The organism is Mesorhizobium sp. AR02 (assembly GCF_024746835.1).
Taxonomy (GTDB): Bacteria; Pseudomonadota; Alphaproteobacteria; order Rhizobiales; family Rhizobiaceae; genus Mesorhizobium.
On sequence record NZ_CP080531.1, the window covers coordinates 3,049,495 to 3,063,730 of the forward strand.

Genomic DNA, 14,236 nt, shown 5'->3' on the forward strand with positions numbered 1-14,236 from the left:
ATCATGATCCTCAAAGACCGCATCGCCGTGGTGACAGGCGCCGGTTCCGGCATCGGACGCGCCGGCGCCATGATCATGGCCAGGGAAGGCGCGGTGGTCGTCATCGCCGACAGGGATCAGGCCACAGGCGATGCGGCGGCTTCCGACATCCGCGCGACGGGTGGGCAGGCGGAGGCGATTGCCACCGATGTCTCGGACGACGCGGCGGTGGACAAGCTGATTACCGGCACGCTCGGCAAATATGGCCGCATCGACATCCTGCACAATCACGCCGGCATCCAGGTCGGCGGCACGCTGACCGAGGTCGGGACCGAAGGCATGGATGCCTCCTGGCGGGTCAATGTGCGGGCGCAGTTCCTGGCGGCGCGGATCGTCATGCCGTCGATGGTCGCGCAAGGCGGTGGCGTCATCCTCAACACGGCTTCCAATTCCGGCGTCTTCTACGACCGCGAGATGATCGCCTACGCCACATCGAAACATGCCGTGGTGGCGATGACGCGGCAGATGTCGCTCGACTATGCCCGCCACAATGTCCGCGTCAACGCGCTCTGCCCGGGCTGGGTCGACACGCCTTTCAATGAACCGTTCATCGCCCAGATGGGCGGCCGCGAGGCGATCGAAACCTATGTCCGCACCAAGATCCCGATGGGACGCTGGGCCAGTGCAGAGGAGATCGCCGAGGCGATCCTATTCCTCGTCTCCGACCGGTCATCCTTCATGACCGGCCAGGCGCTGGTGATCGACGGCGGCGAAAGCATCGGCTGAGGCGGCGTCTCGGCCTTGCTTTACACGTGCTTGCGGCCGCCGGTCTCGCGGAACCAGCTGTCAGGATAGGGGTACCACCAATCCTGGATTGCCGGCTTGTGGTCGATGATGACCATCTTGGAACGGCGGAAGGCGTCTAGCCCCTGCCGCCCGAGCTCGCGGCCGAGGCCCGATGCCTTCCAGCCGCCGAAGGGCAAGGCGTCATTGTCGATCAGCGGGTTGTTGACCCAGACCATGCCGGCCTCGAGCCGTTCGGCCGCCTCATGCGCCTCGGCCAAGTCGGTGGTGAACACCGAGGCGCCGAGCCCGAACGGGCTGTCATTAGCGAGCCGGATCGCCTCGTCGAAATCCTTGACCCGGCAGATGGCGGCAACCGGGCCAAAGCACTCTTCGCGCACGATGGCCATGTCAGGGGTGACGCCGGTCAGGATGGTCGGCTCGTAGAACCAGCCGACATTGTGCGCCGGCGGAATCCGCCCGCCGGTGATCGCCTTGGCGCCATTGGCGATCGCATTGTCGACCAGCCGCATGACCTTTGTCCGCGCGGCCTCGCTGACCAGCGGGCCGATCTCGGTCTTGTCCATGCCGTTGCCGATGCGCAGCGCCTGTGTCCTCTCGGCAAACAATTCGACGAAGTGATCATGAACGGCATCGACGACGAAGAAGCGCTCGGCCGAGGTGCAGACCTGGCCGGTGAGGTGGAAGGCAGCGGTGACGCTGCCGGCCGCCGCGACCTCCAGCGGCGCGTGTTCGCTGATGATCATCGGATCGCTGCCGCCGGCCTCGATGACGCAAGGCTTCATGCGTTCGGCGCAGGCGACAGCCACCGCCTTGCCGGCGGCGACCGAGCCGGTGAAGGCAACGGCGTGGGTGCGATCCGAAGTGATCAGAGCCTGCGCCGTGGCCGCCCCGCCGGGCAGGCACGAGACGAGACCCTCGGGCAGTGAGCGGAACACGGCCATGTAGTCTGATGTCGACAGCGTCGTCGCCTCGGCCGGCTTGATGACGCAGGCGTTGCCGGCGGCGAGCGATGCGGCGACGGTCCAGCACATCAGCAGGATCGGAAAATTGTAGGGCATGATGTGGACGGAGACGCCGTAGGGTTCGTAGCGCGCATACTGGAACGAACCGGCCTGCGTCGTGCCGGCGATCTTGCCGGCGTCGTCGCGCGCCATCTCGGCATAGTAGCGGAAGATCGGCGCGCAATTGGCGATCTCGCCGATCGCTTCGGGATACGGCTTGCCCATCTCGCGCACCATCAGCTCGGCGCAGCGGGTGAAGTCAGCCGCCTCGATGGCGTTGGCGACGGCGTGCAGGTGCTTTGCCCGGCTCTTGGCGTCGAGCTTTTTCCAGGCGGCTTGCGCCCTGGTCGCGGCGGTGAGCACGGCGTCGATCTCGCCGTCGCTGGCGGCGGTGATGGCGCCGACCGTTTCCAATGTCGCCGGGTCGATCACCGGTTCTGTCGCGCCGGCCATCGGCCGGTAGTCCGGATTGACGAAGAACGCCGGCCGGTCAGGGGCGAAATGCATGGACATCCTCTCGGACCCGCTCAGCGGATCATGTAGACCTTCTTGATGGTCTCGTGGACGGTGCAGACGCCTTTCCAGTCCTGCGGGAAGAAGGCTGCCGTGTCCGGCTCGATTTCGATCACTTCCCCCGACTCATGCAGATAGGTGCAGCGGCCTTCGAGGAAGTGGCAGAATTCGTCGCGGGTGACGTGGCAATGCCATTTGCCGGGGGTGCAGACCCACAGGCCGCATTCGGAGCGGCCTTCCGGTCCCTTGTAGAGCAGCTTGCCCGAAGTATGGGACTCACCCTCGATCATGGTCGGGATGACGCCCCAGTCGACGAGGTCGGTGATGGCCAAGGGGGATTGCATGATCGGCGTGGTCATATCGATTTCCTTGAACTGGGGCCTACCGGCACATGAAGGCCTTGGTCAGCGTTTGCGTGATGATGGAGATGCCGGTCCAGCCGGCGGGGAAGAACACCAGCGTGCCGGCCTCGACCGGGATTTCTTCGCTGTCGTCGCGGACATAGCTGCCGCGCCCTGACAGGAAGTGGCAGAACTCGTCTGCGGCAAAGGTGACTTTGCGGGTGCCCGGCGTGCAGGACCACAGGCCGCATTCGCTGGATCCGTCCGGGTTCTGCGACAAGATCCGGCCCGAAGCACGCGGCGCGCCGGCAAGCGTGTTGCTGCCCGCGCCCCAATCCTCCAGTTCCACGGCCGAGGCCTTTGGCCAGTGCGGTGTCGACATGTCGTGTAGCTCCGTTGCTGTTCAGGCCAGCATGTAGACGTTGCGCATGGTCTCATGCACGGTGCATTCGCCTGTCCAGCCGGCGGGGAACAAGACCACGATCCCGGCCGACACTTCTATCACTTCGCCGACATCCGACCGGTAGGTCGCCCGGCCGGCGACGAAATGGCACAATTCGTCGCGCGGGATCGAGAGCCGCCAGCGGCCCGGCGTGCACACCCAGATGCCGGATTCCGGCTGGTTGTTGGGTCCCTTGTGCACCAGCCTGCCGGTGGAATGCGACGCGCCTGCCAGTGCATCGGGCTGGGCGCCCCAGTCGACGAGATCGGTGCGGGTTGAGGCCTGGTGGAGGTGCGGGGCGGAGGAGGTCATGAGTGTGCTCCGGTGGCGCGATGCCTGATGTTGACATGTTGCGCCAGGGCACCCCCCTCTGTCCTGCCGGACATCTCCCCCGCAAGGGGGGAGATCAGATGTCGTCTCTGCTTTCGCCAATCACCAAGGTTGCCGGGTAAGAACCGGCGGCGAAGCTGCCAATCTCCCCCCTTGCGGGGGAGATGGCCGGCAGGCCAGAGGGGGGTGCCTTGGCTCAGAATCTCAAGCATCGCACTCACAGCAACGTCTCCAACAACCCCGCAGCCTTCTCCGGCCCGTTCTGTGCGTGCATCTGTGCCGATGTCTGCGCCAGCTTCGCCTTCATCCTGGGATCGGTCAGGCAGGCTTCGATCTTCGCGACCAGCTCGGCATCGCTCCAGTCGTAGCGCGGCATGCCGAAGCCGTGGCCGGTTTCCTCGACGCGGGTGGCGTTGTCGTGGCCGTCCCAGACATAGGGCAGGATGATGGCCGGCTTGCCGAAATAGAGGCACTCGGTGAAGGAGTTGTTGCCGCCATGGTGGATCACGGCATCGACCTGGGGGATCACCGAAGGCTGCGGGAACCAGCTCTCGACGATAACGTTGGCGGGCACGTCCGTGTACTGGTCCTTGTAGCCGCCGACATTGACCAGCGCGCGGTAGCGCGTCTTGCCCAGCGTCGCGATGATGCGCTTCAACAGGTCGACATCGCCGGCGCCGAGGCTGCCGAAGGAGACGTAGAGCAGCGGCCCGTCGTTGTTTTTCGCGAAGGTTGGCACAGTGTAGGGCTTTTCCTGCCGCACGCAGCCTTCGAGATACTGGAACTTTGCCGGGTCGAGCGGATGGCGGCGCTTGAATTTCGCCGCTTCGGGATAGAGCAGCAGGTTGAGATAGGGCGAGGCCTCGAAGAACTGGCCGATCGGGTAGGGCGCCTCGTTGTTGGCCTTCAGGAAGGCGTTGAAGTCGTCATGGATCGGCTTGATCACGGCGTTGAAGTGATCGCGATAGCGCTGGTGCCCGGCATGGTCATTCTCGCCGCAGCCGGAGAGGTGCGGCGGGATATCCTCATCCTCGATCTCGTTTTCCGAGCAGGATATGACGCGCACCCATGGCTTGCCGTACTGCTTGATGGCCGGGAACAGGATGACGTTGTCGACGCAGATCACATCAGGCTTGATGGCGGCCAGGACGCGCGGCAGGTCCTTCTGCGCCCATTTGGCGCTGTCGACGATCGCCGTCCAGCAATCCTTCACATAGTTGTCGACCTGGTCGTAGGGCGATTTGCGGAAGTTCGGGATGTGGCCGTTGATGAAGTCTTCCCAGAACTTGGCCATCTGCTCGGGCGGCATCGGCTCCGACAGGTTCACCGGATGCGCCTCAAAGCCGTAGCCCCTGTAGACCTCGACGAAGCCGGGGTCCGACAGGAACACTGCCTTGTGGCCGCGCGCCTCGACGGCTTGCGCGATGCCGACGGAATTGAGCGCCGGGCCGTAGGCCGCTTCGGGAAAGAACGCGATCGTCTTCTGCGCCATCAGGCTTCTCCTCTATTCCTCAAAAATTCTGACATCGGCGGCATCCCAGCCGAGTTCGACCTGATCGCCTGACGCGACAGGCCGGTGGTCGGCCGCGTCGGCGGTGACACGCACCAGGAACGGTTTTGGCGACAAAGGCGTGCGGACATGCAGTTGCAAATCAAGCCCGTGGTAGGCCAGTGCCTCGACCGTGCCGGTTGTGTGGTTCGCGGTTTCCGCCGATGGGAACAGCCGGATGCGTTCCGGCCGTACCGAAGCGACAGCGGGCGCTCCGGCTGACAGCGCGGCGGGAACTTTGCCGGCGATGCGCGCGCCGTTCGCTGCCGTCACGCCATCGGCGGCGGCTTTGCCCGGGACGAAATTCATCACGCCGATGAAGTCGGCGACGAAGCGATCAGCCGGATGTTCGTAGACCGCGTGCGGCGTGTCGCATTGCAAAAGTTTACCGTCTTTCAGCACCGCCATGCGGTCGGCCATGACGAGCGATTCTTCCTGGTCATGGGTGACGATGACGAAGGTGATGCCGACCTCGTGCTGCAGACGTTTCAATTCCAGCTGCATGGCGCCGCGCAGCTTCTTGTCGAGGGCGCCGAGCGGCTCGTCGAGCAGCAGCAGCCGGGGCCGCTTGACCAGGGCGCGGGCGAGCGCGACGCGCTGCTTCTGGCCGCCGGACAATTGCTCCGGCTTGCGGTCAGCGAAGGGGACAAGTTCGGTCGTCGCCAGGATCGCATCGACCCGGGAGCGGATCTCGGCTGCCGGCAAGCGCTCCATCTCCAGGCCATAGGAGACATTGGCGCGGACGCTCATATGCGGGAACAGCGCGTAGGACTGGAACATCAGATTGACCGGCCGCTTGTTGGGCGGGGTTCTCGCGATGTCCTTGCCGTCGAGCAGGATGCGGCCGTCATTCGGTGTCTCGAAGCCGGCCAGCATGCGCAGCAGCGTGGTCTTGCCGCAGCCCGATGGTCCGAGCAAAGCGAAGAACTCGTTCTCCCTGATATCGAGCGAGATGCCGTCGACGGCGGTGACGCGGCCGAAAGTCTTCGACACATGATCGATGGCCAGCAGCGTGCGCGGTTCGCTCATTGGCCGATGATTCCCCTGTTAAGCCGCTGCGACAGGGTGAGCGCAGTGATCGAGACCGCCATGACGATGGTCGCCAGCGCGTTTATCTCCGGCGTGATGCCGAAGCGGATCATGGCGTAGATCTGCATCGGCAGCGTGGTCGAGGCGCGGCCGGCGCCAGCGGTGAAGAAGGCGATGATGAACTCGTCGACCGAGAGCGTGAAGGCGAGCAGCGCGCCGGCGATCACCGCCGGCAGGATGACCGGCAAGGTCACCCGCCGGAACGTGGTGAGCGCGGAGGCGCCGAGGTCGGCGGAGGCCTCGACGATCGACCAGTCGAAACTCTTCAGCCTTGCGCGCACCACCGAGCAGACGAAGGCGAGGTTGAAGACGACATGGGCAAGGATGATGGTGTGCAGGCCCATGGTCAGGTTGAGCATGGAGAAGAACGACAGCAGCGCGATTGCCAGCACGATGTCGGGGATGATCATCGGTGCGAAGATCAGGGCTTCGAGCCCCTTGCCATATTGCCGGCGCATCTCGACGCCGATCGCCAGCAGCGTGCCGAGCAGCGTGGCGATTGCGGTCGAGACCACCGCCACGATCAGGGTGTTGAGCGCGGCCGACAGGATCGCGGAATTGTGGGCCAGCGAGGCGTACCATTTCAGGGAGAAGCCCGACCATGTCGTCGGCAGTCCGCCTTCATTGAAGGACAGTGCCACCAGCACGGCGATCGGGATGTAGAGGAAGGCGAAGACGAGGCTGAGCACGAGCCAGAGCGTACGCCGCGTGGTAGGGGAGCGCTCAGCCATCGGCGCCTCCCGCGGTCTGTGCAGCACGGCCCGCGGCGCGATCGGCGGCGAGCGCTTGTGCCATCAGCACCAGCAGCATGATGGCGATCAGCGCCATCGCGAGTGCCGCGCCGAACGGCCAGTCATTGGCGGTCAGGAACTGGTCGTAAACGAGATTGCCGATCATCTGGAAGCGGCCGCCGCCGAGCAACGCCGGGGTGACGAAATTGCCGATCGACAGCACGAAGACGAAGACCGCGCCGGCGGCGATGCCGGGCACGGTCAGCGGCAGGATGACACGGCGGAATGTGGTGGCTGCCGAGGCGCCGAGATCGCGCGAGGCTTCGGCCAGTTCCGGGTTGAGCCGCGACAACGGCGCGTAGCAGGCGAGGATGACGAAGGGCAGATAGTTGTAGACGAGGCCGGCGATGACCGCGCCTTCGGTATAGAGCATCGACGGCGGCTCGCCGGTGTAGCCGAACCAGCGCAGCAGCTGGGTGATCAGGCCTTCGCGGTTGAGCAGCACGATCCAGGCATAGGTGCGGATCAGGTAGTTGGACCAGAACGGCAGCACGGCGAAGAACAGGAACACCGGCTGCCACCGGCGCGGTGCGGCTGCAATGGCATAGGCGGCAGCATAGCCGATCACCACCGCGATCAGCGTGGCCGTGCCGGCGATGCGGGCCGATTTGAGGAAGATGCCGGCATAGAGCGGGTCGAAGACCAGCCCGAAATTCTCCAGCGTGAAGGTGTAGTCGATGCCGCCATAGATGCCGCGCCGGAAGAAGGCGAGCGCCAGCACCAGCGCACACGGCACCACCATCAGTGCGGTCAACCAGACCAGCGCCGGGGCCATCAGCAGGGAGGAACGGGAGGGTCGCGTCACGCCGCACCCCTGCCGATCATCTCAACCGCATCGAAATGGTGTCCTGGCAGCTGCCCCCTCACCCGGATTGCCAACCGAATTGCGAAGGGCAATTCGGGGCAATCCGACCTCTCCCCGAGGGGAGAGGAGGTCGCCAGCGTTGACGCCAGTCTCTTCTCCCCCACGGGGAGAAGGTGGCCGCGAAGCGGCCGGATGAGGGGGCGCTGCGCTGGAGATTGGCGATAGGCCGCGATCCAGCCAATCTCCCCCCTCGAGGGGGAGATGGCCGGCAGGCCAGAGGGGGGTGCTAGGGAACGCAAGCTTAATTCCAAGATGCTGCTGGAACTCCGCCTACTGCGCGGCCTTGATCTCGCTGACGATTTTCGAATAGTCGCGCTGGGCTTCGCCGACGTCACGCAGCTGTTCGAACTTGACGAGGTCGGCCACCGGCATCGCCATGTTGGGGAATTTGGCCAGGAAATCGGCCGGCAGGCTTTCCATCGCCGGCTTGTTCGGCACCTTGTAGTCGATGTTCTGTGCAGCCCAGGCGTGATTCTTGGCGTCGAGCATGAAGTTGATGAACTTGAAGGCGCCGTCCTTGTGCTCGGAAGCCTTCATCACCACCATCGTGTCGACCCAGAGGTCCGAACCTTCCTTCGGGATGACGTATTTGATCTCGGGTTTTTCCGCGATGCCGTAATTGCACCAGCCATCCCAGGCCTGCACCATCAGCGCCTCGCCGGAAACCAGCTTCGAATAGAAGGTGGTGTCGTCATAGGCGAGCAGGGTTTTCTTGGCCGAGATCAGCAGGTCCTTGACCTCGGCCATCTTGGCCGGGTCGGTCTCGTTGACTGAAAAGCCCTTGTCGAGCTGCCCGGCGGCGAGCAGCCAGCGGTCGGTCGCCAGCATGGTGGTCTTGCCCTTCAGCTCGTCGGAAGGGGCGAGCAGGTCGCTCCAGCTCGTCGGCGCTACTTTCACCAGATCCGAACGGTAGCAGAGGCCGGTCGTGCCCCAGGTGTAGGGCACGGAGAAAGTGTTGCCGACATCGTGCGGCAGTTTTGTTGCCTCGGGATACAGGTTGGCGAGGTTGGGGACCTTGGCGTGGTCGATGGGCTCGGTCAGGCCAAGCTTGTTCAGCACTTCGGCGAAGGGCGAGGAGACGAAGACCACGTCATAACCCTTGCCGCCGGCGGCAATCAGCTTGCCCATGATCTCCTCATTGGTGGCGTGCACCACCACTTCGCCGGAAACGCCGGTGGCGGTCTTGAAGGAAGCCATGGCGTCGGGCGCCATGTAGCCGTCCCAGTTGGAGATGACGAGGTCGGCGGCCATCGCCGGCGCCGACAGTGCCAGGGCAAGGCCGAGCGCGATTGAAGAAACCTTGAGCGCACGGCGCCGCAGGCTGGTAGCGGTCATGGCAGACTCCCATTCCGGTTGATCGTCGAATTCTGTCTTTGGACCCGGCGCGACCCATGCCGCTGCTCCGATCCGTTCCCTCGGTCTTTTTTGTGCCGATTGCGCAGACAGTACTATTGCAGAAAAAAGTACGTCAATCCATAATTTGTCAACCGACCGAGGAATCTGGCCGATTGCGCTTGTGCCGGTGATCGGCCAAACCAATAAGGCTCCATCCATCCGCCGAGACCAGTCATGCAAACCGCAGCCCGACGACCTCGCACCAATCATCTCGATCTGGCGCAGCGCATCCTGGATGTGGCGCGCCAGCGCGGTTTTGAGCCCGGCACGCGCCTGCCCGAGCAGCAGATCGCCTCGCTGTGCAATGTCTCGCGCACGCCGGTGCGGGCCGCGCTCAGCCTGCTGGCGGAACGGGGCGTCGTGCGCTGGGAGGCCGATACCGGCTATCATCTGGCCGTCGACCTTACCGCGCAGTCGGCCATATCAGCCGAATTGCCTGCCGCGGAGGAAGACGAGCTCGCCGAAGCGATCCTGCGCGACCGGTCGGCGCGGCGATTGGACCAGACAGTGACCGCCGCAGGGTTGATGCGGCGCTACAGTGCCGAGAGAAAGACGGTACTAAAAGCGCTTAATAAACTGACGGAAGAGAATCTGCTGGACCGTGCGCCCGGCCAGTCCTGGCTTTTCCGCCGCACGCCCGATGATCCGGAAGCGCAAGGCGAAAGCTATGAGTTCCGCTTGTTGCTTGAGCCCGCGGCGATCCTGACGCCGGGCTTCCGGCTGGACGGCGCGCGGGCGGCAGCGTTGCGGCAGGGCATGGACGCATTGTCGGCGCTGCCGGATGCCGTGTTCGACACGCGCGAATTCCAGCGGCTGGACATGGATTTTCACGGCATGATCGCAGAGGGTTCCGCCAACCGCTTCGTCGCCGATGCGCTGGCCGATCATCTGCGGCTGCGCCGGCTGCCGGGCATCTATGCCGGCGTCAACGTCTTCCGGCTGCGGCAATCGCTGCTGGAACACCTGAACATACTCGACCATCTCGAAAGCCGGCAGTATGAGGTGGCTGCCGATCTGCTTCGCATCCACCTGCGGCTCTCCCGCAATCAGCGACCGCAAGCGGCCAGCCGCGGCGCCCCCGCGCTGTTCGGCATGATCAGCCGGCCGGAATGACGAGGATTAATTGACGCGTAAAGCCAGCCCGACCATCGCGCTGTTTCCCGAAGCAAGCTTCGGTGCCGCGTTGAATTGCGTCGGCATCGCGCAGGCCTTGCGGGCCAAGGGCGCCCGGCCCGTCTTCATCTGCCATGCCGGCTTCTCCGGCGTCTTTGCCGACTATGGTTTCCAGGAATACCAGCTGCCGACCGACGAGCCGCTGAGCGACAGCGAGCGCCAGAGCTATTGGCAGGCTTTCGTGCGCCGCCACCTGCCGCATTTCCGGCTGAGCCCGATCGACCAGCTCGAGACCTATGTCGCGCCGACCTGGCAGGCGATCGTCGACACAGCCGTCAATGCCGAGGCGCCGCTGCGCCAATTGCTGGCGCGGCTGAAGCCCGACGCGGTGGTGCTCGACAATGTCATCATGTTCCCGGCGATCGCAACCGCCGGCTGCCCGTGGGTGCGCGTCGTCTCCTGCGCCGAGACCGAGTTGCCCGACGCGGAAGTACCGCCCTACCTTTCAGGGATGGCTGCCGACGATCCGCAACGTGCGGCATTCGAGGCCCGCTATCTCTCGGCCTCGGCGCCAGCGCATGACCGTTTCAACCGTTTTCGCGCGGATGCCGGCCTGGCACCGTTGCCCAAGGGCCTGTTCCTGGAAAGCTCGCCCGACCTCAATCTGCTGCTGACACCGTCGATCGTGCGGCGCGAGCGGGCCGTGCCGCTCGACCCGGAAGGCTTCGTCTATCTCGAAGGTTGCGTGCGTTCGGAAGGGCCGTTCGAGGTGCCGGTGTTTCCGCGCAATGGCGGGCCGCTGGTCTATGTCGCCTTCGGCAGTCTCGGCGCCATGGATGTCGGGTTGATCGAGCGCATGCTGGCCGTGTTCGACAGGCTGCCGGCGCGCTTCATCGTCAATGTCGGCGGCCTGCGTGATGCCTATCGAGCGGTTCCCGACAATGTCTATCTCGACGCCTGGTTTCCACAGCCCTCGGTGGTGGCGAAGTCCGACCTGTTCATCCATCACGGCGGCAACAACAGCTTTTGCGAGGCGCTGCGCTTCGGCGTGCCGTCGCTGATCATGCCCTATTGCTGGGACGGCCACGACAATGCGCGCCGCGCCGAAGAAACCGGCACCGGCGACCATATCGGCCGTGACGGCTGGACCGAAGGAGTATTGGAGAGAGCCATTCTCGGCCTGCTGGCCGACGACGCCATGCGCGCCCGCCTGAGGGACAATGCAGCCCAGATGGCGCTGCAACCCGGAACGGACGTGGCCGCGCAAGCCATACTCTCTCTGATACGGACATGAACGAAATGCCTGACAAGATAACGAATACAGTCACAGCCTCCAACGACCCCAAGGCCTGGCTGGCCCAGCACGGCATCAACGAGGTCGAATGCCTGGTGCCTGATATGAACGGCGTGCTGCGCGGCAAGGCCTTGCCGACCGCCAAATTCCTCAAGGCGCTGGAAGACCGTGCGCTTTATCTGCCGAGCAGCGCCTTCCTGGTCAGCATCGACGGCCGCTATTCCGGCTCGATCGACGAGGGTTTTGCCTATTCGGACCCGGACATGCGCATGGTGCCTGATGTCTCGACGCTGTGCCTGGCGCCGGGTGCGGGGGCTGGCAAGGCCTATGTCTTCGCCGATGCCTTCCACATGGACGGCAGGCCATGGATGGCGTCGCCGCGGCATGTGCTGCGCGCTGTGCTCGATCTCTACCGCCAGCGCGGCTGGCGCGCGGTGGTGGCGCCGGAGCTCGAATTCTATCTCACCGCGCCCAATCCCGATCCGGACAGGCCGCTGACCGCGCCGGTCGGCGCCAATGGCCGCACTGAAACCGTGCAGCATCCCTATGACATGGTGGCGCTCGAGGAGTTCGAGCCGGTGATCCGCCGCGTCTATGATTATGCCGCGGCCGCTGGACTGCCGCTCGACACGCTGATCCATGAATCGGGCACGGCGCAGCTGGAGATCAATCTCCTGCATGGCGACGCGCTGCCGCTGGCCGACCAGGTGCTGCTGTTCAAGCGGCTGACGCGCCAGGCCGCGCAACAATGCGGCATGCACGCCACCTTCATGGCCAAGCCGATCGCGGCTCAGGCCGGCAGCTCGATGCATCTGCACATGTCCGTTGTCGACGAAGCCGGCAATGCGCTGTTTGCCAGCACTGATGATGCCGACACCGAGATGTTCGGTCATTTCATCGGCGGCCTGCAGAAATATGTGCCTGAGATCATGCCGCTGTTTGCGCCCAACGTGAACTCGTACCGCCGCATAAGGCCGAACCACAGCGCGCCGGCCAACATCGAATGGTCGCACGACAACCGCTCCTGCGGCCTGCGCGTGCCGGCCGGCGGGCGTGCCGCGCGGCGCGTGGAGAACCGGCTGCCGGGCGCCGATTCCAATCCCTATCTGGCGATCGCCGGTTCGCTGCTCGCCGGCTATCTCGGCGTCGAGCAGAAACTCGCGCGATCGGCCGAAGCGTCGGGCAATGCCTACAAGATCAAGAGCACGCTGCCGAAAACCATGGAGGAGGCGCTCGATCGTTTCACGGCCTGCGACCCGGTGCGGAAGCTGCTCGGCGAGGATTTTTTCCAGACCTATCTGCGCGTCAAGAGCGTCGAGCTCGACCTGTTCCAGAGCGTGGTGACGAGCTGGGAACGTGACCATTTGCTGTTGAAGGTGTGATCATGGCATCTTCAACAGGTTTCAATTCCGGTCTCGATATCGGCAAATCCTACTATGTCGCCACCGCCAATCCGGCGCCGGACCATGCGGCGCTTGTCGGCGATGTCGAGGCCGACCTGGTGGTCGTCGGCGGCGGCTGCACCGGCCTGTCCGCCGCCCTTCACGCCGCCGAGCGTGGCCTGAAGGTGGTGCTGCTCGAAGGCGGCAAGATCGGCTGGGGCGCCTCGGGGCGCAATGGCGGCCAGATGATCCCCGGCCTGCGCAAGGGCGCCAAGGGCCTGGTCAAGCTCTACGGGCCGGAGCGGGCGAAGGTGCTGTTCGACCTCGCCTTCGAAGCACGCGGGCTGGTGCTCGGCATCATCGAGCGCCACGCCATCGACTGCGATCTGAGACTGACCGGCCATCTGGTCGGCGCGGTCAACGGCTCCGATCTCAGGGATCTGGAGGAAGAGGCCAAGTGCCTCGAGAGCGTGATGAAGTTTCGTGACGTCGAAATCCTCTCGGCGGCGGACGCTCGCGCCAAGGTCGACACGCCCTATCATGGCGCGATGTACGAACCGCTCGGCGGCCACATGCATCCGCTGAACTACACGCTCGGCCTTGCCCGCGCGGCAGTGGCCGCCGGCGTCATCATCCATGAGAACTCGGTGGCGGTGAGACTGGAGCGTGAGCCTTCGATCCGGGTCTCGACATCAAAGGGTTCGGTCAGCGCCAAGCATGTCGTGCTGGCAGGCGACGCGCTGCTGCATGGGCTGGAGCCGCGCGTCAACAGCCGCATCATGCCGGTCGGCAACTACATCGTCGCCACCGAGCCGCTGGAAGGCAAACGCAACGTCATCCCGGCCAATGTCGCGGTGTCCGACACGCGCTTCGTCGTCAACTATTACCGCATGTCGGCGGATGGGCGGCTGCTGTTCGGTGGCGGCGAGCGCTACACGCCATCGCCGCCGGCCGACATTGCCGGCTTCGTGCGGCCGCACATGGAAGCGACGTTTCCGCAGCTCAAGGGCTGCCGCATCGACCATGCCTGGGGCGGGCTGGTGTCGGTGACGACATCCAGGCTGCCGCATGTCGGGCACTATGGCGAGGTCTATTTCGCGCATGGCTATTCCGGCAAGGGCGTCATCCTGTCGACGCTGTCGGGTAAGCTGCTTGCCGAAGCGATCACGGGCGATGCTTCGCGGTTAGACCTGTTCTCGACGTTGACGCCGATGCCGTTCCCGGGCGGCACGGCGCTGCGTGGGCCGCTCTATGTGCTGGGCATGCTGTGGTATGCGATGCGGGATCGGATCAAGCATTGAGGCCAATGAGATGTCGGCGGGCCAGCACCCCCCTCTGTCCTGCC

14 protein-coding genes are annotated in these 14,236 nt (G+C 64.7%); 5 read left to right on the forward strand and 9 right to left on the reverse strand.

Going from position 1 to position 14,236, the window contains the following annotated elements; genetic code table 11:
* Nucleotides 1-3: 3 nt before the first annotated feature.
* Nucleotides 4-765 (forward strand): SDR family NAD(P)-dependent oxidoreductase, encoded by a 762-nt coding sequence (locus DBIPINDM_RS18825; protein ID WP_258588643.1) that lies wholly within the window; start codon nucleotides 4-6, stop codon nucleotides 763-765.
* Nucleotides 766-785: 20 nt separating this feature from the next.
* Here the strand turns inward: DBIPINDM_RS18825 and DBIPINDM_RS18830 are convergent, their stop codons facing one another.
* The 9 genes from DBIPINDM_RS18830 to DBIPINDM_RS18870 form a co-directional block, all read right to left on the reverse strand.
* Nucleotides 786-2,294, reverse strand: coding sequence for an aldehyde dehydrogenase family protein (locus tag DBIPINDM_RS18830; RefSeq protein ID WP_258588644.1), 1,509 nt, complete (start codon nucleotides 2,292-2,294; stop codon nucleotides 786-788).
* Nucleotides 2,295-2,314: 20 nt separating this feature from the next.
* On the reverse strand, nucleotides 2,315-2,659 hold the full coding sequence (locus tag DBIPINDM_RS18835) for a cupin domain-containing protein (protein ID WP_258588645.1): 345 nt from the start codon (nucleotides 2,657-2,659) through the stop codon (nucleotides 2,315-2,317).
* Nucleotides 2,660-2,681: 22 nt separating this feature from the next.
* A complete protein-coding gene (locus DBIPINDM_RS18840) occupies nucleotides 2,682-3,023 on the reverse strand; it encodes a cupin domain-containing protein (protein WP_258588646.1) in 342 nt (113 codons plus the stop codon).
* A 21-nt stretch (nucleotides 3,024-3,044) separates the two neighbouring features.
* Complete coding sequence (locus tag DBIPINDM_RS18845) at nucleotides 3,045-3,395, reverse strand: cupin domain-containing protein (RefSeq protein ID WP_258588647.1); 351 nt, start codon at nucleotides 3,393-3,395, stop codon at nucleotides 3,045-3,047.
* Between the two features lie 235 nt (nucleotides 3,396-3,630).
* Nucleotides 3,631-4,905 (reverse strand): glycosyltransferase, encoded by a 1,275-nt coding sequence (locus DBIPINDM_RS18850; RefSeq protein WP_258588648.1) that lies wholly within the window; start codon nucleotides 4,903-4,905, stop codon nucleotides 3,631-3,633.
* A gap of 12 nt (nucleotides 4,906-4,917) precedes the next feature.
* Nucleotides 4,918-5,991 (reverse strand): ABC transporter ATP-binding protein, encoded by a 1,074-nt coding sequence (locus tag DBIPINDM_RS18855; RefSeq protein ID WP_258588649.1) that lies wholly within the window; start codon nucleotides 5,989-5,991, stop codon nucleotides 4,918-4,920.
* Complete coding sequence (locus DBIPINDM_RS18860; RefSeq protein WP_258588650.1) at nucleotides 5,988-6,782, reverse strand: ABC transporter permease; 795 nt, start codon at nucleotides 6,780-6,782, stop codon at nucleotides 5,988-5,990. The genes DBIPINDM_RS18855 and DBIPINDM_RS18860 overlap by 4 nt, the downstream gene beginning before the upstream one ends.
* The gene (locus DBIPINDM_RS18865; RefSeq protein WP_258589298.1) at nucleotides 6,775-7,617 is read right to left on the reverse strand and encodes an ABC transporter permease; all 843 of its coding nucleotides are present in this window, start codon (nucleotides 7,615-7,617) and stop codon (nucleotides 6,775-6,777) included. The genes DBIPINDM_RS18860 and DBIPINDM_RS18865 overlap by 8 nt, the downstream gene beginning before the upstream one ends.
* Nucleotides 7,618-7,977: 360 nt before the next feature.
* The gene (locus tag DBIPINDM_RS18870; protein ID WP_258588651.1) at nucleotides 7,978-9,042 is read right to left on the reverse strand and encodes a polyamine ABC transporter substrate-binding protein; all 1,065 of its coding nucleotides are present in this window, start codon (nucleotides 9,040-9,042) and stop codon (nucleotides 7,978-7,980) included.
* Between the two features lie 234 nt (nucleotides 9,043-9,276).
* Here DBIPINDM_RS18870 and DBIPINDM_RS18875 point away from each other — a divergent pair, with 234 nt between their 5' ends.
* From DBIPINDM_RS18875 to DBIPINDM_RS18890, 4 genes are read left to right on the forward strand one after another with little or no spacing between them, the layout of a single operon-like run.
* On the forward strand, nucleotides 9,277-10,215 hold the full coding sequence (locus DBIPINDM_RS18875) for a GntR family transcriptional regulator (protein ID WP_258588652.1): 939 nt from the start codon (nucleotides 9,277-9,279) through the stop codon (nucleotides 10,213-10,215).
* 10 nt (nucleotides 10,216-10,225) lie between these two features.
* Nucleotides 10,226-11,509, forward strand: a complete 1,284-nt coding sequence (locus DBIPINDM_RS18880; RefSeq protein WP_258588653.1) for a glycosyltransferase — start codon at nucleotides 10,226-10,228, stop codon at nucleotides 11,507-11,509.
* A gap of 5 nt (nucleotides 11,510-11,514) precedes the next feature.
* Nucleotides 11,515-12,891 (forward strand): glutamine synthetase family protein, encoded by a 1,377-nt coding sequence (locus DBIPINDM_RS18885; protein ID WP_258588654.1) that lies wholly within the window; start codon nucleotides 11,515-11,517, stop codon nucleotides 12,889-12,891.
* Nucleotides 12,892-12,893: 2 nt separating this feature from the next.
* The gene (locus DBIPINDM_RS18890; RefSeq protein WP_258588655.1) at nucleotides 12,894-14,192 is read left to right on the forward strand and encodes an NAD(P)/FAD-dependent oxidoreductase; all 1,299 of its coding nucleotides are present in this window, start codon (nucleotides 12,894-12,896) and stop codon (nucleotides 14,190-14,192) included.
* Nucleotides 14,193-14,236: the final 44 nt, after the last annotated feature.